We start from the raw sequence: 22061 nt of genomic DNA, 5'->3' as shown, positions 1-22061 counted from the left end.
CGCGCCCGCTGGCGCTTTTTTGGTTTATTCCCGCCAGTTCGCGGAGATACTATCATACTACATACCATCTAAAGGCAGGAGGATATCGGGGCATGGATTGGACGAACATCGTACTGGTCATCCAGCTGTTTTTCGGGGTCATCATCGGCCTTTATTTTTGGAATTTGCTAAGAGGGCAGCGTGTGCAAAAAGTTTCGATTGATAAAGAGTCGCGCAAAGAGATGGAACAACTCCGCAAGCTGCGTTCGATTTCGCTCACCGAGCCGCTGGCGGAAAAAGTGCGGCCGAAAAGTTTTGACGACATCGTCGGTCAGGAAGACGGCATCAAGGCGTTAAAAGCTGCTTTATGCGGCCCCAACCCGCAACATGTCATCATTTACGGGCCGCCCGGCGTCGGCAAGACGGCAGCTGCTCGGCTCGTGCTTGAGGAAGCGAAAAAAAATCCGCTCTCCCCGTTTAAGAAAAATGCGGTATTCGTGGAGCTTGACGCGACGACGGCGCGCTTTGACGAGCGCGGCATCGCCGACCCCCTCATCGGCTCGGTGCACGACCCGATTTACCAAGGGGCCGGGGCGATGGGGCAAGCCGGCATTCCTCAGCCGAAGCAAGGGGCGGTGACGAACGCCCACGGGGGCGTTTTATTCATCGACGAAATCGGCGAGCTTCATCCGATCCAAATGAACAAGTTGTTGAAAGTGCTTGAGGACCGGAAAGTATTTTTTGAAAGCGCCTATTACAGCAAAGAAAATCCGCAAATCCCAAGCCATATTCACGATATTTTCCAAAATGGACTGCCGGCTGATTTCCGTCTTGTCGGGGCGACGACGCGCACGCCGAACGAAATTCCTCCGGCCATTCGCTCTCGCTGCCTGGAAGTATTTTTCCGTGAATTGGACCAAGATGAAATCGCCCTCATCGCGAAAAAGGCGGCGGAAAAAATCCGCTTGAACGTGTCAGAAAGCGGCATTCGCCTCCTTGCCGCCTATGCGCGCAACGGGCGGGAGGCGGTCAACATGATGCAAATTGCCGCTGGCCTAGCCATCACGGAAAACCGAGAACACATTTTGGACAAAGATATTGAATGGGTCATTCAATCGAGCCAAATGACTCCGCGCTATGAGAAGAAAATCGCTTCCGCTCCGGCGGTCGGCGTCGTCAATGGCCTTGCCGTGTACGGCCCGAACACCGGCGCGCTGTTGGAAATTGAGGTGACCGCTTTGCCGGCCAAAGGGAAAGGGTCGATCAATGTCACCGGCATTGTCGAGGAGGAAAGCATCGGCAGTGCAGAAAAATCGGTGCGGCGCAAAAGCATGGCGCGCGGCTCGGCGGAAAACGTCATTACGGTGTTGCGGGCGATGGGCGTGCCAGCGGACCGCTACGACATTCATGTCAACTTTCCGGGCGGGGTGCCGGTTGACGGCCCGTCAGCCGGGGTGGCGATTGCCGTCGGCATTTATTCCGCCATCTACCAGCTGCCAGTCGATCATACGGTCGCGATGACCGGAGAAATCAGCATCCGTGGCTGCGTGAAACCGGTCGGCGGCGTGTTCGCCAAAATCAAAGCGGCCAAACAAGCCGGGGCGAAAAAAGTCATCATCCCGATTGAGAATATGCAATCGTTGCTAGGCGAAGTCAGCGGCATTCAAATCATCGCCGTCCGCCGCCTCGAGGAAGTGCTCGTCCATGTGTTCGGCGAAGAGGCGCTCCGCCGCGGCCCCGCGCTGCTGCCAGCGGCTATGGACCGCTCGGAGAAAAAGCTCGTCTAGCCAAAGGAAACGGCGGCAAGGCGAACGATTGGCAACGAAAGCGGGCGGTCCGCTTGTAACCGAGTCGGGCGGTTCGCCCGGCCTCTCTTTTATGTACGGCTTCGGCGCAAGCGGATCGTCGCTGAAGTCGGTTTTTCTTTGCCTGCAGACGGAGCGCCGCGCGCTTTTTCGTTCGTCAAATTTTACAAACCCTGCTGCCGTACTATACAATAAACGAATAGAAGCGAGAGATGGAGGTGTTCGGCGTGAACGGAAAGAAAAAGGAGACGGTCGTTCCGCTTTTGCCGCTGCGTGGGCTGCTCGTGTTTCCGACGATGGTGCTCCATTTGGATGTCGGGCGCGAGAAATCGGTCAAAGCGCTCGAACAAGCCATGGTTGAGGATCATATGATTTTGCTGACGTCGCAAAAAGACGTTGCCATCGACGAACCGGACATGGATGACTTATATAAAATGGGAACGATCGCGCGCGTCAAGCAACTTCTAAAACTCCCGAACGGCACGTTCCGCGTGCTTGTCGAAGGCGTCGCTCGGGCGCTCATTACGGAAGTGATCAGCGAGGAGCCGTACTTTCTCGTCAAAGTCGAAAAGTTTGCTGATCGGGCGGCGAAAGATTTAGAAGATGAGGCGCTCAAGCGGACGATGCTTGAATATTTCGAGCAGTACATAAACTTGTCCAAGCGGCTGTCGGTCGACATTTACGCCTCGATCGTCGACATCGATGAGCCGGGGCGAATGGCGGACATCATCGCCTCGCACTTGCCGCTTAAGCTTGAGGAAAAGCAGCGCATTTTAGAAACGATCGACGTGAAAGAGCGCCTCAATAAAATCATCCAAATTTTGCACAACGAAAAAGAAGTGCTCCAGCTTGAGAAAAAGATCAGCGCCCGCGTCAAGCAGTCGATGGAGCGGACGCAAAAAGAGTATTATTTGCGCGAGCAAATGAAGGCGATTCAAAAAGAGCTTGGCGAAAAAGAAGGAAAAACGGGCGAAGTCGAGGAGCTGAAAGAAAAAATCGAGGCGGCCGGCATGCCGGAGCATGTGAAACAAACGGCATTGAAAGAGCTTGACCGCTATGAAAAAATTCCGGCGACCTCAGCGGAAAGCGCAGTCATTCGCAACTACCTCGATTGGCTCATCGCCTTGCCGTGGTCGAAAGAAACGGAAGACATCCACGACATTAAGCGGGCGGAAGCGATTTTAAACGAGGAGCATTACGGGCTCGATAAAGTGAAAGAACGGGTGCTTGAATTTTTATCCGTCAAGCAGCTGACGAAATCGTTAAAAGGTCCGATTCTTTGCCTCGCCGGACCGCCGGGGGTCGGCAAAACGTCGCTCGCCCGCTCGATCGCCAAAGCGCTCGGCCGCCGCTTCGTCCGCGTTTCGCTCGGCGGCGTCCGCGACGAATCGGAAATTCGCGGCCATCGCCGCACGTATGTCGGCGCCATGCCGGGACGCATTATCCAGGGGATGAAAAAAGCAGGCACGATCAACCCCGTCTTCTTGCTTGATGAAATCGACAAAATGTCGAGCGATTTCCGCGGCGATCCATCGGCGGCCATGCTGGAGGTGCTGGATCCAGAGCAAAATCATACGTTCAGCGACCATTACATTGAAGAGCCGTACGATCTATCGAAAGTCATGTTTATCGCCACGGCCAACCATTTGGCGGCGATTCCGCAGCCGCTCTTGGACCGGATGGAAGTGATCCACATACCAGGCTACACAGAAGTGGAGAAGCTGCATATCGCCAAGCGGCATTTGCTGCCGAAACAAATCACCGAGCACGGGCTGAAAAAGGCGGCGTTGCAAATTCGCGATGACGCGATGCTCGATATCATCCGCCATTATACGCGCGAAGCCGGGGTGCGGGAGCTTGAGCGGCAGCTCGCCGCTATCTGCCGAAAAGCGGCCCGCCTCATCGTTTCCGGCGAGAAAAAGCGGGTTGTGATCACAGAAAACAATCTTGAGGAATTTTTAGGGAAGCGAAAATACCGCTACGGCCGAGCGGAGGCGGAAGACCAAGTTGGCGTGGCGACCGGGCTGGCGTATACGGCGTTTGGCGGCGATACGCTCGCCATCGAAGTGTCGCTCGCGCCAGGCAATGGGAAACTCGTGCTGACCGGCAAGCTCGGCGATGTCATGAAAGAATCAGCGCAAGCGGCGTTCAGCTACGTGCGGTCGCGCGCTGAGGAGCTTGACATTGATCCGAAGTTCCATGAGAAATATGATATTCACATCCACGTTCCGGAAGGAGCGGTGCCGAAAGACGGGCCATCGGCCGGCATTACGATTGCGACCGCACTCATTTCCGCTTTGACGGGCAAGCCGGTGAGCCGCTTTGTCGGCATGACCGGGGAAATTACGCTGCGCGGCCGCGTTCTTGCGATCGGGGGGCTGAAAGAGAAAACGTTAAGCGCCCATCGTGCCGGATTGAAAACCGTCATTTTGCCGAAAGACAATGAAAAAGATTTGGCTGACATTCCGGAAACGGTGAAGCGCGACTTGCGCTTTGTGCTTGTCTCTCATCTCGATGAGGTGCTGCCGCACGCGCTGGTGGGGTGGAAGCGATGAATGTGAAGAAAGCAGAGCTTGTGACCAGTGCCGTCAAGCCGGAACAATATCCGGACGGCGGACGGCCGGAGGTGGCGCTCGCCGGCCGTTCGAACGTCGGCAAATCATCATTCATCAACAAAATGATCAACCGGAAAAACTTGGCGCGCACCTCCTCAAAGCCAGGGAAAACGCAAACGTTGAATTTTTATTTGATTAACGACTCGTTTTACTTTGTGGACGTGCCAGGTTATGGGTTCGCCCGCGTGTCGAAGCAGGAGCGGCAAAAATGGGGGAACATGATGGAGACGTACTTTACGACGCGCGAGGTGCTGAAGGCGGCGGTCCTGCTCGTTGATTTGCGCCATCCGCCGACGAAAGACGATGTGATGATGTACGAGTTTTTAAAACATTACGAGATCCCGGTGATCGTCATTGCGACGAAAGCGGATAAAGTGCCGCGCGGCAAGCATCAAAAACACGTGAAAATCGCGCGCGAGACGCTGCGGATGGCGGACGGCGACCCGCTCATTTTGTTTTCCGCCGAGACCGGACAAGGGAAAGACGAAGCATGGGCGGCGCTTTTGCCGTTTGTGGCCTCATGACGAAAACACCAGCGATTCCGCTGGTGTTTTCACTTCCAAGGTTATTTTCGCCTAGTCCATAATATATAGACACCGATGGCGATGAGTCCGAGCGGCCAAAACTTCCAGACAGAGGAAAGTCCGGCTTGGACGAGGTGAAAGAATGGCTGGCCGCGCCCGGAAAACGTCAGCACGACAGCGAGAAGCAAAAAAAGCACGCCAAAGCTGGCCCCGCCTTTTTGTTTGCGGCTGCTGGCGAAAAAAGCGAGCGCGATGAGGAAAAAAAACATGTTCACGCCGCGGGGCCAGGCCGAAAATGCACTCGCAAGGAGCAACTCAACGCCAAATCCGAGTAAAAGAAAGCCGGGGAAAAGGTAAGCATATTCGCGCGCTGAATGCGCCTGGCCAAGCAAAGCCGCGCCGCAAATGGCAAGCAAGGCCGGCCACCCTTGGAAGAAATGGAAAAGGGGGGATTCCATCTGTCCGGCGAGAAAATACAGTCCGAGACCAATGAATAAGATGCCGGCGAATACCGTTCGGGTTTTCATGATCGTCGCGTCCTCCGTTTCCCTTTTGGACATGTTTATGATAGAATGATCACTGTCTACAGTTTAGCATAGCTTTGAAGGCATGTTCACAATTTTTTCAAACCAGAACGATGGACGGTTGTGATATAATGATAAAAGGGATTCGGTCAATAAGGGGGTTGGCATCGTGCAAATCGTAGTCGTTGGCGTCGACTATAAAACCGCCCCTGTAGAAATCCGCGAAAAGCTCGCGTTTGCGGAAGCGGAACTCGGTGCGGCGATGAAACAGCTCGCCAAGCAAAAAAGCGTGCTCGAAAATGTGATCGTCTCGACGTGCAACCGGACGGAAGTTTATGCAGTGGTTGATCAACTGCATACCGGCCGTTACTATATGAAAGCATTTTTAGCCGAATGGTTTGGCGTCAAAGTGGAAGCGATTGCTCCGTATTTGCGTGTGCTTGAAGGAGAAGCGGCCATAAAGCATTTGTTCCGCGTGGCGGCCGGCCTTGATTCGATGGTGCTTGGGGAAACGCAAATTTTAGGGCAAGTGAAAGACAGCTATTTGCTCGCTCAAGAGGTCGGGACGAGCGGCACGATTTTCAATCATCTGTTCAAGCAGGCGGTGACGTTTGCGAAGCGCGCCCACTCGGAAACGGGCATCGGTGCGCACGCTGTATCGGTCAGCTATGCGGCGGTTGAGCTGGCGAAGAAGATTTTCGGCCGCCTTGCCGGCAAGCACGTCTTGATTATCGGGGCCGGCAAAATGGGGACGCTGGCGGCGCAAAACTTGTACGGCAGCGGCGTTGGCAAAGTCACAGTCGTCAACCGGACGCTTGAAAAAGCGAAACAGCTTGCGAAGCAGTTTGCCGGCGAAGCGAAGCCGCTCAGTGAGCTGTCGTGTGCGCTTCTGGAAGCGGATATCGTCATCAGCTCGACGGGAGCCAAAGGCTATATTTTGACGAAGGAAATGGTGGCGCCGCTTGAGAAAATGCGCAAAGGCCGCCCGCTCTTTATGGTTGACATCGCGGTGCCGCGCGATTTGGATCCGGCGTTGGCTGATTTGGAAACGGTGTTTTTGTACGACATTGACGATTTGCAAGATGTGGTGGCGGCCAACTTGGCGGAACGGCAAAAGGCAGCGGCTCGCATTGAAATGATGATCGAAGCGGAACTGATGGCGTTCAGCCAATGGCTGCAGACGCTCGGCGTCGTGCCAGTCATTGCCGCATTGCGCGAAAAGGCGCTGGCCATCCAAGCGGAAACGATGAAAAGTTTGGAGCGGAAACTGCCGCATTTGTCGGAGCGCGACTGGAAAGTGTTGAATAAGCATACGAAAAGCATTATTAACCAGCTGCTCCGCGATCCGATTTTGCAGGCGAAGGAACTCGCCGCCGGCCCGAATGCCGAGGAGGCGCTTTTGCTGTTTATGAAAATTTTCAATATCGAAGATGCGGTGAAAGCCGAGCGGCATATAGAGCAGGCGAAATCCGTGCAATGCGATGAACAAGACGCGGAAGCGGTCCGTGCCGCCCGCCCATCATGGCAGCTGTAAGGTGGGATGGATGGTGGCGCTGTTGTATGAGTTGTCTATTTTGCTTTACATCGCTTCGATCCTATTCTATTTCATCGATTTTTTGCAACAAAACCGGAAGGCGAACGACATCGCCTTCTGGTTGCTTTCTATTGTGTGGCTTTTGCAGACCGTGACGTTTGTTTCCCGCATCATGGAGACGAAGCGCTTTCCGATTTTAACGATGTCGGAAGGGCTTTATTTTTACGCTTGGCTGCTCATTACGCTGTCGCTCGTCATCAATCGGCTGCTGCGCGTCGATTTCATCGTCTTTTTTACGAACGTGCTTGCTTTTTTTATTTTGGCCATTCATACGTTCGCACCGTCTTCTCAGTCGCCGGCTGTTGCGGAGCGGCTCGTTTCGGAGCTGCTTATCATCCACATCACCCTTTCGCTCGGAGCGTATGCGGCGTTTACGCTGTCGTTTCTGTTTTCGGTGCTTTACATGTTGCAGTACAGTTTGCTGAAAAAGAAAAAGTGGGGGGCGCGCCTTTGGCGCATGGCGGATTTGTCGCGGCTTGATTTTTTGTCGTATGTTTTAAATGCGCTCGGCTTGCCTATGTTGTTATTAGGGCTCATTCTTGGCGTGATTTGGGCGTATATTCAAATCGACCATTTCCATTGGTATGATGCGAAAGTGCTCGGGTCGTTTGTCGTTCTTCTCGTCTATGGCGTCTATTTTTACAAGCGAGCCGTCCGGCAGATGCAAGGGAAGGCGATCGCGCTATGGAATATCGGTTCGTTTTTATTTTTGCTTGTCAACTTTTTCTTGTTTGGCAGTTTGTCAAAATTTCATTTTTGGTATTCGTAATTGAGGTGAAACGAGATGCGGAACATTGTCGTTGGCTCGCGGCGCAGCAAGCTTGCCTTGACCCAGACAAACTGGGTCATCGCCGAATTGAAGCGTCTCGGGGCGCCGTTTACGTTTGAGGTGAAAGAAATCGTCACAAAAGGGGACCGCGTCCTTGATATCACGCTTTCCAAAGTGGGCGGAAAAGGGCTGTTTGTGAAAGAGATCGAGCATGAACTGCTCACCGGCGGCATCGATATGGCGGTCCATAGCATGAAAGATATGCCGGCTGTGCTGCCCGAAGGTTTGGTGATCGGTGCGGTTCCGCGCCGCGAAGATGCACGCGATGTGCTTGTCAGCAAAGGAAACCGGATGCTCTCCGACTTGCCGCCTGGGTCGGTCATTGGCACGAGCAGCTTGCGCCGTTCGGCGCAGCTGCTTGCCTATCGCCCGGATTTGACGATCAAATGGATTCGCGGCAATATTGACACAAGGCTGGCGAAGCTCGAAAGCGAAGAGTACGATGCGATCGTGCTGGCGGCCGCCGGCCTGGCGCGCATGGGCTGGAGCGATGAGGTGATCAGCGACTACTTGTCGCCGGACATTTGCGTCCCGGCGGTCGGCCAAGGGGCGCTCGCTGTGGAATGCCGTGAAGACGATGAGGAGCTGCGCGAATGGTTACACCGCCTGAACGATGAGCGAACCGAACGGGCTGTTCGGGCGGAGCGCGCCTTTTTGCAGCAAATGGAAGGCGGCTGTCAAGTGCCGATTGCCGGCTATGCGGAAGTCGAAGGGGGGGCGGTGCGCCTTACTGCGCTTGTGGCCTCCCCGGATGGCAAAGAAAAGTATAAAGAAATGGTCACGGGCGCCGATCCGGAGGCCGTCGGCCGGCAGGCGGCCGCTGTCTTGATCGAACAAGGGGCGAAAGCGCTCATCGAGCGGGTGAAACAGGAGTTGAGCCAATCATGACACACAGCGCGCTCGCCGGCAAAACGGTGCTTGTGACGCGCGGCAAAGAGCAGGCGGCATCGTTTTCTGCCAAGCTGCGCGCTGTCGGCGCCGTGCCGGTCGAGATCCCGCTCATTGCCATCCGACCGGCGGCGCCGGAAGAAATCGCTTCTATGGTTGAGCGGCTTGGCGAATACCGTTGGCTCGTTTTCACAAGCGCGAACGCCGTCCGCTTCTTTTTTCCGCACGTTTCGTTGCCGCGGCCGCTGCCGGAGATGGCTGTCGTCGGCCGGAAAACAGCGGCGGCGCTCGCCGAGCATGGTCTTTCCCCGGCGCTTGTGCCGGATGATTACACCGCTGAACGGCTGGCTGACTTGCTCATGCCGCGCGTCAAACAAGGCGACCGGGTGCTGTTTGTCAAAGGCAATTTGGCGCGCCCGACCTTGCCTGAGGCGTTGCGAAACGCCGGCGCCGCGGTCGACGAGCTCACGGTGTATGAGACCGAGCCTGATGAAAACGGCCGGGAGCGGTTGTTGTCGCTGCTGCGCCGGCGGGAGCTTGATGCGGTCACCTTGATGAGCCCGTCGGCGGTTGACAGCCTTGTCCGCCTTCTCGACAAAGAAGTGGATGCCCTTCTTTCCGGTGTTGCGGTCGCCTGCATCGGACCGGTGACGAAAGAAGCGGCCGAGCGGGCGGGCATTCCGGTCCATATTTGTCCGACGGATTACACCACGGATGGTATAATCAAAGCGATGGAACAATATTTTTCCATGGAGGGACGATGAATGGCACTGTCATTTGACCGCCATCGCCGTTTGCGGCAAACGGCTGCGATTCGGGCGATGGTGCGTGAGACGCATCTTCGCGTCGAGGATCTCATTTATCCGCTGTTTGTGGTCGAGGGAAGCGGCATTAAGCGGGAAGTGCCGTCGATGCCAGGGGTTTACCATTTATCGCTTGACCGTTTATCTGAGGAAGTGGACGACATCGCCAAGCTTGGCATTCCCGCCGTCATGGTGTTTGGTGTGCCGAATGAAAAAGATGAAGTCGGTTCGCAGGCGTATTGCGAAACAGGGATTGTTCAGCGGGCGATCCGCCAAATCAAAGCTGAACACAAAGATCTAGTCGTCATTGCGGATACGTGTTTATGTGAATATACGAGCCACGGCCATTGCGGCGTCGTCGAAAACGAGCGCGTGCTGAACGACCCGTCGCTCGAGCTCCTCACCAAAACGGCGGTGAGCCAAGCGCAAGCCGGCGCCGACATCATCGCGCCGTCGAACATGATGGACGGCTTTGTCGCCGCCATTCGCCGTGGGCTTGATGAAGCAGGGTTTGAGTATGTGCCGATCATGTCGTATGCAATCAAATACGCTTCGGCATTTTACGGCCCGTTCCGTGATGCCGCCGACAGCGCGCCGCAGTTTGGCGACCGGAAGACGTACCAAATGGATCCGGCCAACCGCCTTGAGGCGTTTCGCGAGGCGGAGTCGGATGTCAAAGAAGGCGCTGATTTCTTGATGGTGAAGCCAGCGCTTGCCTACATGGATATTATCCGCGACGTCAAAAACCGTTTTCCGCTTCCGCTTGTCGCCTATAACGTGAGCGGCGAGTATGCGATGGTCAAAGCGGCGGCGCAAAACGGCTGGATCGATGAGAAGCCGGTCGTCATGGAAATGTTGACAGGGATGAAACGGGCGGGCGCGGATTTGATCATTACGTATTTTGCCAAAGATGTCGCCCGCTGGCTGGCTGAATAGAGAGGAGGGCGGAAGCATGCGAAGCTACGAACGGTCAAAAACCGCTTACGAAGAAGCGGTGAAATTGATGCCGGGCGGGGTGAACAGCCCGGTGCGCGCCTTCAAGTCGGTCGGGATGACGCCGATTTTCATGGCGCGCGGCCAAGGAGCGAAAATTTACGATATTGACGGCAATGAGTACATTGATTACGTACTGTCATGGGGTCCGCTCATTTTAGGGCATGCCAACCCGCAGGTCGTGGAAGCGTTGAAGCGCGTGGCGGAACAAGGCACAAGCTTTGGCGCTCCGACATTGCTTGAAAATGAGCTCGCCAAGCTCGTGATTGAGCGGGTGCCGTCGGTGGAAATCGTGCGGATGGTCAACTCCGGTACGGAGGCGACGATGAGCGCCCTCCGCTTAGCGCGCGGCTACACGAAGCGCAACAAAATCATGAAATTCGAAGGCAGCTACCACGGCCACGGCGATTCGCTGCTCATTAAAGCCGGCTCCGGCGTGGCGACGCTCGGCCTGCCGGACAGCCCGGGCGTGCCGGAATCGGTCGCCCAGCATACCATCACGGTGCCGTACAACGATTTGGACAGCGTCCGCTATGCGTTTGAGCGGTTTGGCGAAGACATCGCCGCGGTGATCGTCGAACCGGTCGCCGGCAATATGGGCGTCGTTCCGCCAGTGCCTGGCTTTTTGGAAGGGCTGCGCGAGGTGACGAAACAATACGGAGCCTTATTGATTTTCGACGAGGTCATGACCGGGTTCCGCGTCGATTACCACTGCGCCCAAGGGTATTATGGCATTGAGCCGGATTTGACGTGCCTTGGCAAAGTGATCGGCGGCGGCTTGCCGGTCGGGGCGTACGGGGGCAAAGCCGAGATCATGGAGCTTGTCGCGCCGAGCGGGCCGGTGTACCAAGCCGGCACGCTCTCCGGCAATCCGCTCGCCATGACGGCCGGGTACGAGACGCTCCGCCAGCTGACGCCGGAAACGTACGAAGAGCTTGGCCGCAAAGCGGCGCGCCTTGCGGATGGGCTTCATCAGGCAGCAGAGAAATACGACATCCCGCATACGATCAACCGCGCTGGGTCGATGATCGGCTTTTTCTTCACGAACGAGCCGGTGGTCAACTACGAGACAGCGAAAACGTCCGACTTGGAGCTGTTTGCCGCCTATTATCGGGAAATGGCGAATGAAGGCATTTTCCTGCCGCCGTCGCAATTTGAAGGGCTGTTTTTGTCGACGGCGCACAGTGATGATGATATTGAATATACGATTGCCGCTGCTGAGCGGGTGTTTGCCCGTCTGCGCGGATAAGGAAAGGGGCTGCCGACCGTCGGCAGCCCAATTTTTTATCATACCGCCTCGTTTCCGTTCATACAATGGATAATGTCATAGAAACCATTTGCCGAAGGGACGGAAGGAGGAGGCCCGGTTGGAGCAATCGTATTTGCGTTTTTCATTGGAAGAATCGGTCTGGTTTAAAAGAGGACAGGAAGTCGCCGAGTTTTTATCCATTTCTCTTGATCCGGTCATTTCCGTCGATGAGTACGACCAATATATTACGATCCGCGGCGCGCTTGAGTTGAGCGGCGAATTCCGCCAAGCGGGCGAAGGGCAGGCTGAAGCGGATGACGACGTGTTTGAGCTGGCTGGTTATCGGTTCATTCAGCACATTTCGGTGCGCGAAGACGGGATCAGCGAACTGTCGCACCGCTTTCCAATCGATATTACGATTCCAAAAAACCGCATTCGTTCCCTTGAGGATGTGTACGTGACGGTTGAATCGTTTGATTATGATTTGGATGAAAACGGAAGATTGCTGATCACTGCCGACATTTCGATCAGTGGGATCAGTGAAGCGCCGCTTGACGATGATTTGCCGGACGATGAGGAGGACGATGAGCCGCTGTTTGCCCCGTTTGAATCGATCGCCCGCAAGGAAGCGGCCGGTGAGGAAGCGTTTGCTTCGGCGGATGATCTCGCCGATGAGGCGGCTGAACAGCCGGCTTTTGCCGCCGGCGAAACGACGGTTTCCGTCATGGAGCCGGCCGCCATGCGTCATGAAGAAACGGAGGCTGAGGAAGAAGAGGAGGCCAAAGAGCCGTTTTTGCCGCTTGAGACGGAAACGAAGACGGTCAGCGCACAGACGGAGGAAGACATCGCTTCGCTGCTGCCGCCAACTGAGGCGAAGGTATCGATCGGGGCGGCGAAAAAGGCGGTTGAGGAAGAAGAGGAAGAAGAAACGAAAACAAAAAGCGAAAATGCGCTTTACTTGACGAAACTGTTTGCGAAAAGCGAGGCGGAAGAGTTTACGAAACTGAAAATTTGCATCGTCCAGCAAGGAGATTCATTGGACAAGATTGCCGAACGGTATGATGTGACCGTCTCGCAGCTTTTGCGCGCCAATGATTTGGAAAGCCCAGATGACGTGCACGAGGGGCAGCTTTTGTATATTCCGGCCATGGCGGGAAGCCGTCCTTTCTCATAAAAGGGACGCTTTCCGTTTCTTTTGCCGATAAGGGGGCGTAACGATGGCCGCACAGTCTGACCGATATGATGCTGTGCTCGTCCAGTATGGGCTTCGTCCAGTGCGCATGGAGCAGCGAGGCAAAGCCGTCAAGGTATACACGAACCGCGGCGTTTTCGCTTTAAAGACGCTTGAAAGCGAGCAAGAAGCCGCCGCCGTTTGGCAGTCTCTTCAGCATGGCGGCCCCCGTTGTCTCCCGCTTTACCTGACGCGGCGGCGGTCGCTGTTTGCCACAGAAGGCGGCCGTCTTTATTATTTGCAAGCATGGCATGACGGCGAATCAAAGGTGGAGAAGGATGCCGTGGACGCCTTTTTTCGCGAGCTCGCCCGCCTCCATCGCACCACCGTCCGCACGATCGAGGTGAGTGAGGAAGAGGCGGCGGCGTACCGAAAGAAAAAAAAGGACGAATGGCAACGGGCGCGGACGGTGTGGGAAGAACGAATTGAGCGGTACGAAGCGGCGTGGTACATGTCTCCGTTTCAGCTCCAATGCTGCACCTATTTCCATGAGGTGATGCGCGCATACTCGTTCGCTGAAGAACGGCTCGATGTGTGGGAAGAGACGCTCAAAGAGACGAAGCAATGGCGCATCGCTTGGGTGCACGGCAAAGCGCGCCTCTCCCACTATATCCCGCCGTATTGGATCAGTTGGGAGCGGGCGCATTGGAATTCGCCGCTCTTTGATGTGATCGCCGCGCTCCGTTTTCATGTACAGACAATGCCGCCGCTTGGGCGCGAGTGGCTTGAAGGAATGGAGGAGTACGAGAAGGAGTTGCCGCTGTCCGACGGGGAGCGGGCGTTTTTATACAGCCATTTGGCGGAGCCGCGTGGGTTTGTCCGCTGTTTGGAGCGGTATGAGGCCGCTTCGCGAAACGAGCGGAACGAACGGGAATATGTGGCCGCGTTGCAGCGTCGTTATTTGGCGTTCAAAAATATGGAGGCGCTCGTTATGCACCTTGTCCAACGCGACGCCGTGCGGCAGCAGGAAGAAGCGGTAGACAACGAACCGCCGGCGGATGAAAGCAGCAATGATTAAATGGGTTTTGAATGCAGCCCAAACAAAACGGCGTCGCACTAAATCCATTCCAGATGGAGCGCCACGGCAATGAAAACGAAGATGGCCAATAAAATGACATCAAACGTCGTTGGCAGAAAAATGGTGCGGATCGCTTGAAAAATGGTGAGCGGGATGATCACTTGGGCGCAGACGGCGCGCACTTGCCTCAGCCACGGCGGCCACGAATACGGGTTGAATCGCCGCATCGACATTCCCTCCTTCTCCGGTTTACTATACAATATGAAACGTGCGATGGTTTGTCACCAAATGCACACGGATGGAATAAATAAATAAAAACTTGGCAAAGATGATGGACAATGGTAGTATAATAATCAAACCATGATGACAAAAGCGAAGACGGGGAGGAGTACAGCGGTCCGCGCCTGCAGAGAGGGAAATCAGAAGCTGCGAGATTTCCTAGGATGACGGCTGCTGGAAGGTCGCCCTTGAGCTGCTTCTTTGAAAGGCGCTGCTGCCGAGTAGAGGAAGCCGGCGTCATGCCGTTATGCCAATGAAGCGCTTAAGCTTCTAGAAGGTCGGTCAACTCAACCTTTTGGCTCGCCAAACGAAGCCGGTTTTTCACCGGTGGTTTGGCCGTGTTGCAGACCTTTCCATCACCAGCCTTCTAGGCTTAAGAAAAAAGGTGGTACCGCGAAAGCAGCTCCTTTCGTCCTTTTTGGATGAAAGGGGCTTTTTTGCTTGCCGGCTGCGCGGCATTGCTCAGTGGGAAGCCGCCGTCGGCCGCATTGTCCATTATGTTGAAGGAGGGAAATGAAACATGGCACAGCACGAAGTGTCGATGCCGCCCAAATACGACCACCGCGCGGTCGAAGCGGGGCGCTACGAATGGTGGCTGAAAGGCAAGTTTTTTGAAGCGACCGGCGATCCGGACAAACAACCATTTACGATCGTCATTCCGCCACCGAACGTCACCGGCAAACTGCATTTGGGGCATGCGTGGGATACGACGCTGCAGGACATCATTACCCGCATGAAGCGGATGCAAGGGTATGACGTTTTGTGGCTTCCGGGAATGGATCACGCCGGCATCGCCACCCAGGCGAAAGTGGAAGAGAAGCTGCGCCAGCAAGGGCTGTCGCGCTATGATTTAGGCCGGGAAAAATTTTTAGAAGAAACGTGGAAGTGGAAGGAAGAATACGCCGGCCATATTCGCAGCCAATGGGCGAAGTTAGGGCTTGGCCTCGATTACACGCGCGAGCGGTTCACGCTCGATGAAGGGCTCTCAAAAGCGGTGCGCGAAGTGTTCGTCTCGCTCTACCGGAAAGGGCTTATTTACCGCGGCGAGTACATCATCAACTGGGACCCGGTGACGAAAACCGCTTTGTCGGACATTGAGGTTGTTTATAAAGAAGTGAAAGGCGCGCTCTACCATTTGCGCTATCCGCTCGCCGACGGCTCCGGCTGCATTGAAGTGGCGACGACCCGTCCGGAAACGATGCTCGGCGATACGGCCGTCGCTGTGCACCCCGATGACGAGCGGTACAAGCACTTGATCGGCAAAATGGTGAAACTGCCGATCGTTGGCCGCGAAATACCGATCATTGCCGACGAATATGTCGATATGGAGTTCGGCTCCGGAGCGGTCAAAATTACGCCGGCGCACGACCCGAACGATTTTGAAATCGGCAACCACCACAATTTGCCGCGCATTCTTGTCATGAACGAAGACGGCACGATGAATGAAAACGCCATGCAATACCAGGGGCTTGACCGGTTTGAATGCCGGAAGCAGATCGTCCGCGATTTGCAAGAACAAGGCGTCCTCTTTAAAATCGAGGAGCACGTGCACTCAGTCGGTCATAGCGAACGGAGCGGCGCGGTCGTTGAGCCGTATTTGTCGACGCAATGGTTTGTGAAAATGAAGCCGCTCGCCGAAGCCGCCATCAAGCTCCAGCAAACGGACGGCAAAGTGCAGTTCGTGCCGGAGCGGTTTGAGAAAACGTATTTGCATTGGCTTGAGAACATCCGCGACTGGTGCATTTCACGCCAGCTTTGGTGGGGGCACCGGATTCCGGCGTGGTACCATAAAGAAACGGGCGAAATTTACGTCGACCATGAACCGCCCAAAGACATCGAAAACTGGGAACAAGACCCCGATGTGCTCGACACATGGTTCAGCTCGGCGCTCTGGCCGTTCTCGACAATGGGCTGGCCGGATACCGACTCGCCGGATTACAAGCGCTACTACCCGACTGATGTGCTTGTCACCGGCTATGACATCATTTTCTTCTGGGTGTCGCGCATGATTTTCCAAGGGCTCGAATTCACCGGGAAGCGCCCGTTCAAAGACGTGCTCATCCACGGCCTCGTCCGCGACGCCCAAGGGCGGAAGATGAGCAAATCGCTCGGCAACGGCGTCGATCCGATGGATGTGATCGACCAATACGGCGCCGATGCGCTCCGCTATTTCTTAGCGACGGGCAGCTCGCCGGGGCAAGACTTGCGCTTCAGCACCGAAAAAGTCGAAGCGACGTGGAATTTTGCCAACAAAATTTGGAACGCCTCGCGCTTTGCCTTGATGAACATGGGCGGCATGACGTACGAGGAGCTTGATTTGAGCGGCGAAAAAACGGTCGCCGACCATTGGATTTTAACGCGTCTCAACGAAACGATCGATACGGTGACGAAGCTCGCTGAGAAATACGAATTCGGCGAAGCGGGGCGCACGCTGTACAACTTTATTTGGGACGACTTGTGCGACTGGTACATTGAAATGGCGAAATTGCCGCTTTACGGCGACGACGAAGCGGCGAAAAAGACGACGCGCTCCGTGTTGGCGTATGTGCTCGACAACACGATGCGCCTGCTTCACCCGTTCATGCCGTTCATTACCGAGGAAATTTGGCAAAACTTGCCGCATGAAGGCGAATCGATCACCGTCGCTCCGTGGCCGCAAGTGCGCCCTGAGCTGTCCAACGAAGAAGCCGCGGAAGAAATGCGGATGCTCGTCGACATCATCCGCGCCGTCCGCAACGTCCGCGCCGAAGTGAACACGCCGCCGAGCAAGCCGATTGCGCTCTATATTAAGGTGAAAGATGAACAAGTGCGGGCGGTGCTCATGAAAAACCGCGCCTATCTTGAGCGGTTCTGCAACCCGAGCGAGCTCTTGATTGATACAAACGTTCCCGCGCCGGACAAAGCGATGACGGCGGTCGTCACCGGCGCCGAGCTCATCATGCCGCTTGAAGGATTGATCAATATTGAGGAAGAAATTAAGCGGCTTGAAAAAGAGCTTGACAAATGGAACAAAGAAGTCGAGCGCGTCGAAAAGAAACTGGCGAATGAAGGCTTTTTGGCGAAAGCGCCGGCTCATGTCGTCGAAGAAGAGCGGCGCAAGCGGCAAGATTACATCGAAAAACGCGAAGCCGTCAAGGCGCGCCTCGCCGAGCTCAAACGGTAGACAAACGATCTTGCGGTTGATTATGATGAAGACGAATCCGCTTTCTTGTGGATTCGTCTTTTTCGATGGATCATGATAGAAGGTTTGTCATATTCTGAGAAGAGGTTTGTTGTCAACATATACTCGCTTTCACCAGGCTTCTCGATGTGTGGCGCATCTGCCGCATGAAGCCGGCAGGGGGCGGCAAGACACCAATGGAAAAAGGAGGACGATGAACATGGTTCGAACGTATGAAGAAGCGGTCGCTTGGATTCACGGGCGGCTGCGGCTTGGCATAAAACCGGGATTGAAACGGATGGAATGGATGATGGAACAACTTGGCCACCCGGAACGCCGCGTCCGCGCCGTCCATATCGGGGGAACGAACGGCAAAGGGTCAACGGTCGCCTATTTGCGCTCCATTTTGCAGGCGGCGGGCTATTCGGTCGGCACGTTCACCTCGCCGTATGTCGAGCAGTTTAACGAACGAATCAGCATAAACGGCCAACCGATTCGCGATGAAGAGATCGTCGAGCTCGTGCAAACGATCAAACCGCTTGCGGATGAATTGGAAAAAACAGAACTTGGCGGACCGACCGAGTTTGAAGTGATCACGGCGATGATGCTGTATTATTTCGGCAAACAAAACATTCAAGACATCGTGCTCGTCGAAGTCGGGCTTGGCGGCCGCTTGGACTCAACCAACATCATTTATCCGCTCGTTTCCGTCATTACAAACGTGAGCTACGATCATATGAACATCTTAGGCGATACGCTTGGGCAAATCGCCGCGGAGAAAGCCGGAATCATCAAATCGGGCGTGCCGCTTGTGACGGCGGTGAAGGAACCGGAGGCGTGGGAAGTGATCGCCAAGACGGCGGCGGAGCGGAAAGCAAAAACATATCGTCTCGGCGTCGATTTCACCGTTTCCGACCGGCAGACGACGGTGGAAGGGGAGCAGTTTTCGCTTGTCACGCCGTTTGCCGAATATCGCGATTTGCGCATTCAAATGCCCGGCGCCCATCAAGTCGAAAACGCGGCGGTGGCGGTGATGGCGGCAGAGTTGTTGCGCCTTGGCTATTCGTTTTTGATCGATCCGGAGCATATCGCCGATGGGCTGACCACAGCCGCTTGGCCCGGCCGGTTTGAGCGGGTGAGCGACCATCCACTCATCATCCTTGACGGCGCCCATAACGAAGCCGGGATTCGCTCGCTCGTGGAGACGGTGCGCGCACATTATCCCGACAAGCGCGTCCATGTCTTGTTCGCCGCGCTGACAGACAAGCCGCTTGAGCGGATGATTCAGCTGCTTGATGAGCTCGCGGATACAATCACGTTTACCACGTTTGATTTTCCGCGCGCGGCAGCGGCGGAACAGTTGGCGGACCTTTCGTCCCATCCGCAGAAAGCGGTGACAGGTGATTGGATCGGCTGGATCGGTGAAAAGAAAAACCAAATGGGAAGTGATGAGTTGATGCTCATTACAGGATCGCTTTACTTTATATCTGAAGTGCGAAAACGTTTAAAAAAATAATGCCAAGCGATGAAAAGGATTGATATAATGGAAGAAAGATAGTTCTTTTGGCGCGGGAGGGGAGGCGCATGAAGCGGTGGCGCGGTTGGCTTTTATGGGGAATGTTGTTTTGGCTGATGGCAAGCCTATGGCCGATGAAAGCAGGTGTTGTGTATGCCGATCAGGATGTGTATTTTTCGTTCCCACAGACGCCTTATCAATATACGAGGCAAACTGAGGCGAGCACGGCTAAATTGGATTTTTCCCTTTCGTTTTCACAGCCGGAATACGCCAAGCCGCCGAACGGCAATGCCGAAGGACGGCTCGATGTGACGCTCATTCCACAAGGGGCCGTTTCGTCGCCCGTCCGTCCGCCGATCGACGTTGTGTTTGTGTTTGACGTCTCCGGCTCGATGACATGGGAGAAGCTTTCGAGCGCCAAGACGGCGCTCCGCTCGGCTGTCGATTACTTTAAAGCTCATTCGCATCCGAATGACCGTTTTGCCCTTATTCCATTTTCTGACTCGGTGAGAGATATCGTGCCGTTTGGGGATCAGCCGAATGTCGCCGCCCAACTCGAGAAAATTCGGACGGTCGGCGACAGTTTGACCGCTGGAGGCGGCACGAACTATTCGGCGGCGCTGTCGCTTGCGCAGTCGTATTTTAACGACCCGGTGCGCAAAAAGTATGTAATTTTCTTGACAGACGGGATGCCGACCACCCTTAACGCAACAGAAACAATCACCTATCGGGAAGTCGAACGGATTCTTTGGTTCTACTACTATACAGGAGAAAAAATCACGGCGCCGTTGCCGCTGACGTATGAACTATATACAAACGGGACGGCCGGCATTCGTTTTACTGACAAGCGTGGCTTTTCCCGCCTGTTTACAAGCGATGGATGGGATTATGTAAACGATGCTGATGTCCCTTTAGGCCGGAGCGGCTATCCATTTAGTTACAGCAGCATAGAGAAGAAAATTCGTGATCATGCCATCAACGTGGCTAAGGTGCTCGGAATGAACAATATTACGCTTTATTCGATCGGTTTTGGCAGCAACGATGAAGTTGATATGAGCTTTTTGCAAACGCTGTCCGCGACTGCCGGCGGCGAGGCGCGGCAAGGAACGGTGCAAAATTTGACCGCTTTGTTCCAGCGCTTTTCCCAGCTCGCTACGACGCCGGCGCTTACAGGCACAGTGCGCATCCCGCTTTCGTCATTCGGCGGCAATGTCACCATTGAGGAAAACGGCCAAGTGTGGCTGGATGAAACGAAGCAAAACGCCTATATTTCCTTTTCCATTCCGTATCAAGTCGGACAAAGCGCTCCTCCGCCCGTCACGGTTTCCATTCCGGTTTCGTTTAAGGCGAAAGGGACGTATACGTTCAATGCTGAATTGACCTATCGGGATGTATACGGCCAACTGCAGCCGTCGATGACGAAATCGGTGACGGTTACGGTCAAGGATGAAGCGCCGCCGTCCTTTACAGGCACGGTGAAATTGCAAGGATTGGTCAATAAGGTTGATAGCTTGATCAAGCGGGGAACGGCTGATGGGGAAGACAACCGCTTCCGGGCCACGTATTCGTTGTCGCTTGTCGGGTATGTCGGCAATGCGACTGGGACGATCAGCAACGTAAAAATCGTTCAAGAGCTTCCTGACGGCATCTCTGTCGTCCCCGATGGCAAAGTGGTGACGTACGAGGAAAATGGGAAGCGTTATGCACAATGGTCATTTGCCAACCAGACGTTCGACTACAGCCAATTGAATAAGCTGATGCTCTCGGCGCAATGGGTGATGCAGGCTGACTTTGCCATGAACAGTGTTCAATTGCCGCCAGCTTCGGTGACATTCACCGACAGCCGTTATGGCGCCAAAACATCGACGCTCGTTCCGCCGGCGGAACGAATCGGCATGACAGTTCGTTTGGATGATTTTCCGAATTTTTACTACGAAGGGGATGGAACGGGTACTATTACAAAACACAAATTTTCTGCTTTATCAGACGACACTGTCGGACGGGCGAATCCTAATTCATATGGATTGTTGCCGTTGCCTGTTAAAGCGCTGGAGTATGACCCGAATGATGACGGCGTGCTGCTTGTCACCTATCGCAACGACGAAACGGTGCGCATATATTTGAAGCCGCGTTTGTCGATCACCACATCAAATGGCGAAGCAGAAAGCGGCGCGACGGTGACGGAAGCGCCGACGGTTCGCGTGACCGAGCTTGTCGCCGGCGAACGGGTGACGTATGAATACGAAATCGCGCGCAACGGCTCGTCGTCCGATTGGCAGCTGCTTGGTCCGCCGCATGTCATTTCGGTTGCTGATGACGGCGAATATACGGTTGCCGTGCGTTCGAGCGGCGGGTTGACGCGCGGCGATGGAACAACGAGCGTGTCGTTCCGTTATATGAAGCTTATTCGCAATTTGACGCTCGGCGATTACAGGCGGGAAATGAACGTTGGCGAAACGCAAACGATTCCGGTGATCATTGAACCGGATGATGCGACAAACAAAACGCTTATGTGGGAATCAAGCGACCCGGATATTGCTTCTGTCGGCCATAACGGTGTTGTAACAGCAAACAAACCGGGAACGGTTACGATCACCGTCCGCGCGACCGATGGCGGCAACGCGTCGGCATCGGCGTCCATCCGTGTGATTGATCCGTACGTAGCGCTCACAGGCATGGCTTTCCACAAACCGGTGATCTATATGAATCTGGACGATCCTCCGCTCGAAGTGGCGGGGCAGCTCCGCTTTATCCCGGAAAATGCGACGGATAAAACGCTCCGCTCTGTGACATCGTCTGACTTCCGATTTGTCGACGTCGTCCAAGAAAATGGACGATGGTATTTGGAAGCAGTGGATGTCGGCTATGCGTATGTGACGGCGACCGCCAATGCGAGAACGCCGGATGGCAGGCCAATTCAAGCCTCAGTGTGGGTCTTTGTCCAACCGCGTGAAGATGAGGGGGGAAGCGGCAGCAACGGTGGGCGTTGGTAATGATGAAAAAAGCGGCCTCCTGAATTGGAGAGCCGCTTTTTTTCGTTTGTCCAGGGGATCG

16 protein-coding genes and 1 other annotated feature are annotated in these 22061 nt (G+C 55.0%); of the genes, 14 read left to right on the top strand and 2 right to left on the bottom strand.

From position 1 onward, the window contains the following. Positions 1-92: 92 nt before the first annotated feature. The 3 genes from lonB (at position 93) to yihA (ending at position 4923) form a co-directional block, all read left to right on the top strand. Entirely contained in the window at positions 93-1766 is a 1674-nt protein-coding gene (lonB, locus tag ETR37_RS12670; RefSeq protein WP_014196454.1) for an ATP-dependent protease LonB, read from the top strand. 230 nt (positions 1767-1996) lie between these two features. Further along, positions 1997-4339 carry an endopeptidase La gene (gene lon / locus ETR37_RS12665; protein WP_031212304.1) on the top strand — a complete coding sequence of 781 codons (2343 nt, stop codon included), beginning with the start codon at positions 1997-1999 and terminating at the stop codon, positions 4337-4339. After that, complete coding sequence (gene yihA / locus ETR37_RS12660) at positions 4336-4923, top strand: ribosome biogenesis GTP-binding protein YihA/YsxC (protein WP_129447345.1); 588 nt, start codon at positions 4336-4338, stop codon at positions 4921-4923. The genes lon and yihA overlap by 4 nt, the downstream gene beginning before the upstream one ends. 41 nt (positions 4924-4964) lie before the next feature. Here the strand turns inward: yihA and ETR37_RS12655 are convergent, their stop codons facing one another. Continuing rightward, positions 4965-5450: a LiaI-LiaF-like domain-containing protein gene (locus ETR37_RS12655; RefSeq protein WP_129447344.1), complete on the bottom strand. Its 486-nt coding sequence runs from the start codon at positions 5448-5450 to the stop codon at positions 4965-4967. Positions 5451-5616: 166 nt separating this feature from the next. Between ETR37_RS12655 and hemA the strand changes: the two genes are divergently transcribed. The 8 genes from hemA to ysxE all read left to right on the top strand — a co-directional run bounded on the left by hemA (position 5617) and on the right by ysxE (position 14052). Next, a complete protein-coding gene (hemA, locus tag ETR37_RS12650; protein ID WP_129447343.1) occupies positions 5617-6981 on the top strand; it encodes a glutamyl-tRNA reductase in 1365 nt (454 codons plus the stop codon). Between the two features lie 10 nt (positions 6982-6991). Next, positions 6992-7810 carry a cytochrome c biogenesis protein gene (ccsA, locus tag ETR37_RS12645; RefSeq protein WP_013144585.1) on the top strand — a complete coding sequence of 273 codons (819 nt, stop codon included), beginning with the start codon at positions 6992-6994 and terminating at the stop codon, positions 7808-7810. Between the two features lie 15 nt (positions 7811-7825). After that, the gene (hemC, locus tag ETR37_RS12640; protein WP_129447342.1) at positions 7826-8758 is read left to right on the top strand and encodes a hydroxymethylbilane synthase; all 933 of its coding nucleotides are present in this window, start codon (positions 7826-7828) and stop codon (positions 8756-8758) included. Continuing rightward, the gene (locus ETR37_RS12635; protein ID WP_020754244.1) at positions 8755-9522 is read left to right on the top strand and encodes a uroporphyrinogen-III synthase; all 768 of its coding nucleotides are present in this window, start codon (positions 8755-8757) and stop codon (positions 9520-9522) included. The genes hemC and ETR37_RS12635 overlap by 4 nt, the downstream gene beginning before the upstream one ends. Then, positions 9523-10497, top strand: a complete 975-nt coding sequence (gene hemB / locus ETR37_RS12630; protein ID WP_013144588.1) for a porphobilinogen synthase — start codon at positions 9523-9525, stop codon at positions 10495-10497. 16 nt (positions 10498-10513) lie between these two features. Next, positions 10514-11803, top strand: a complete 1290-nt coding sequence (hemL, locus tag ETR37_RS12625) for a glutamate-1-semialdehyde 2,1-aminomutase (protein WP_011232118.1) — start codon at positions 10514-10516, stop codon at positions 11801-11803. Between the two features lie 118 nt (positions 11804-11921). Further along, entirely contained in the window at positions 11922-12977 is a 1056-nt protein-coding gene (gene spoVID / locus ETR37_RS12620) for a stage VI sporulation protein D (protein WP_129447341.1), read from the top strand. A 43-nt stretch (positions 12978-13020) separates the two neighbouring features. Next, positions 13021-14052 carry a spore coat protein YsxE gene (gene ysxE, locus ETR37_RS12615; RefSeq protein ID WP_015375521.1) on the top strand — a complete coding sequence of 344 codons (1032 nt, stop codon included), beginning with the start codon at positions 13021-13023 and terminating at the stop codon, positions 14050-14052. Between the two features lie 38 nt (positions 14053-14090). Here the strand turns inward: ysxE and ETR37_RS12610 are convergent, their stop codons facing one another. Next, positions 14091-14279, bottom strand: coding sequence for a hypothetical protein (locus tag ETR37_RS12610; RefSeq protein WP_011232115.1), 189 nt, complete (start codon positions 14277-14279; stop codon positions 14091-14093). Between the two features lie 139 nt (positions 14280-14418). After that, positions 14419-14751, top strand: a binding site (T-box leader). A gap of 100 nt (positions 14752-14851) precedes the next feature. Between ETR37_RS12610 and ETR37_RS12605 the strand changes: the two genes are divergently transcribed. From ETR37_RS12605 to ETR37_RS12595, 3 genes are all read left to right on the top strand, one after another. Then, on the top strand, positions 14852-17494 hold the full coding sequence (locus ETR37_RS12605) for a valine--tRNA ligase (RefSeq protein ID WP_129447340.1): 2643 nt from the start codon (positions 14852-14854) through the stop codon (positions 17492-17494). 217 nt (positions 17495-17711) lie between these two features. Then, complete coding sequence (locus ETR37_RS12600) at positions 17712-19007, top strand: bifunctional folylpolyglutamate synthase/dihydrofolate synthase (protein ID WP_129447339.1); 1296 nt, start codon at positions 17712-17714, stop codon at positions 19005-19007. 68 nt (positions 19008-19075) lie between these two features. Then, the gene (locus ETR37_RS12595) at positions 19076-22000 is read left to right on the top strand and encodes a VWA domain-containing protein (protein WP_129447338.1); all 2925 of its coding nucleotides are present in this window, start codon (positions 19076-19078) and stop codon (positions 21998-22000) included. The last annotated feature ends 61 nt before the right edge of the window (positions 22001-22061 follow it).

This window comes from Geobacillus sp. PK12 (assembly GCF_004123125.1).
Classification (GTDB): Bacteria; Bacillota; Bacilli; order Bacillales; family Anoxybacillaceae; genus Geobacillus; species Geobacillus zalihae.
Note: the sequence above shows the minus strand (reverse complement) of the source record. Positions and strands in the feature narration are given on the sequence as shown.

Bases quoted from the DNA above. Each gene is read 5' to 3' on its own strand.
- ETR37_RS12635 (WP_020754244.1), top strand. From the start codon at position 8,755: ATGACACACAGCGCGCTCGCCGGCAAAACGGTGCTTGTGACGCGCGGC.
- ETR37_RS12605 (WP_129447340.1), top strand. From the start codon at position 14,852: ATGGCACAGCACGAAGTGTCGATGCCGCCCAAATACGACCACCGCGCG.
- ccsA (WP_013144585.1), top strand. From the start codon at position 6,992: ATGGTGGCGCTGTTGTATGAGTTGTCTATTTTGCTTTACATCGCTTCG.
- lon (WP_031212304.1), top strand. From the start codon at position 1,997: ATGGAGGTGTTCGGCGTGAACGGAAAGAAAAAGGAGACGGTCGTTCCG.
- ETR37_RS12610 (WP_011232115.1), bottom strand. From the start codon at position 14,279: ATGCGGCGATTCAACCCGTATTCGTGGCCGCCGTGGCTGAGGCAAGTG.
- hemB (WP_013144588.1), top strand. From the start codon at position 9,523: ATGGCACTGTCATTTGACCGCCATCGCCGTTTGCGGCAAACGGCTGCG.
- ETR37_RS12595 (WP_129447338.1), top strand. From the start codon at position 19,076: ATGAAGCGGTGGCGCGGTTGGCTTTTATGGGGAATGTTGTTTTGGCTG.
- ysxE (WP_015375521.1), top strand. From the start codon at position 13,021: ATGGCCGCACAGTCTGACCGATATGATGCTGTGCTCGTCCAGTATGGG.
- lonB (WP_014196454.1), top strand. From the start codon at position 93: ATGGATTGGACGAACATCGTACTGGTCATCCAGCTGTTTTTCGGGGTC.
- hemC (WP_129447342.1), top strand. From the start codon at position 7,826: ATGCGGAACATTGTCGTTGGCTCGCGGCGCAGCAAGCTTGCCTTGACC.
- yihA (WP_129447345.1), top strand. From the start codon at position 4,336: ATGAATGTGAAGAAAGCAGAGCTTGTGACCAGTGCCGTCAAGCCGGAA.
- hemL (WP_011232118.1), top strand. From the start codon at position 10,514: ATGCGAAGCTACGAACGGTCAAAAACCGCTTACGAAGAAGCGGTGAAA.
- ETR37_RS12655 (WP_129447344.1), bottom strand. From the start codon at position 5,450: ATGAAAACCCGAACGGTATTCGCCGGCATCTTATTCATTGGTCTCGGA.
- ETR37_RS12600 (WP_129447339.1), top strand. From the start codon at position 17,712: ATGGTTCGAACGTATGAAGAAGCGGTCGCTTGGATTCACGGGCGGCTG.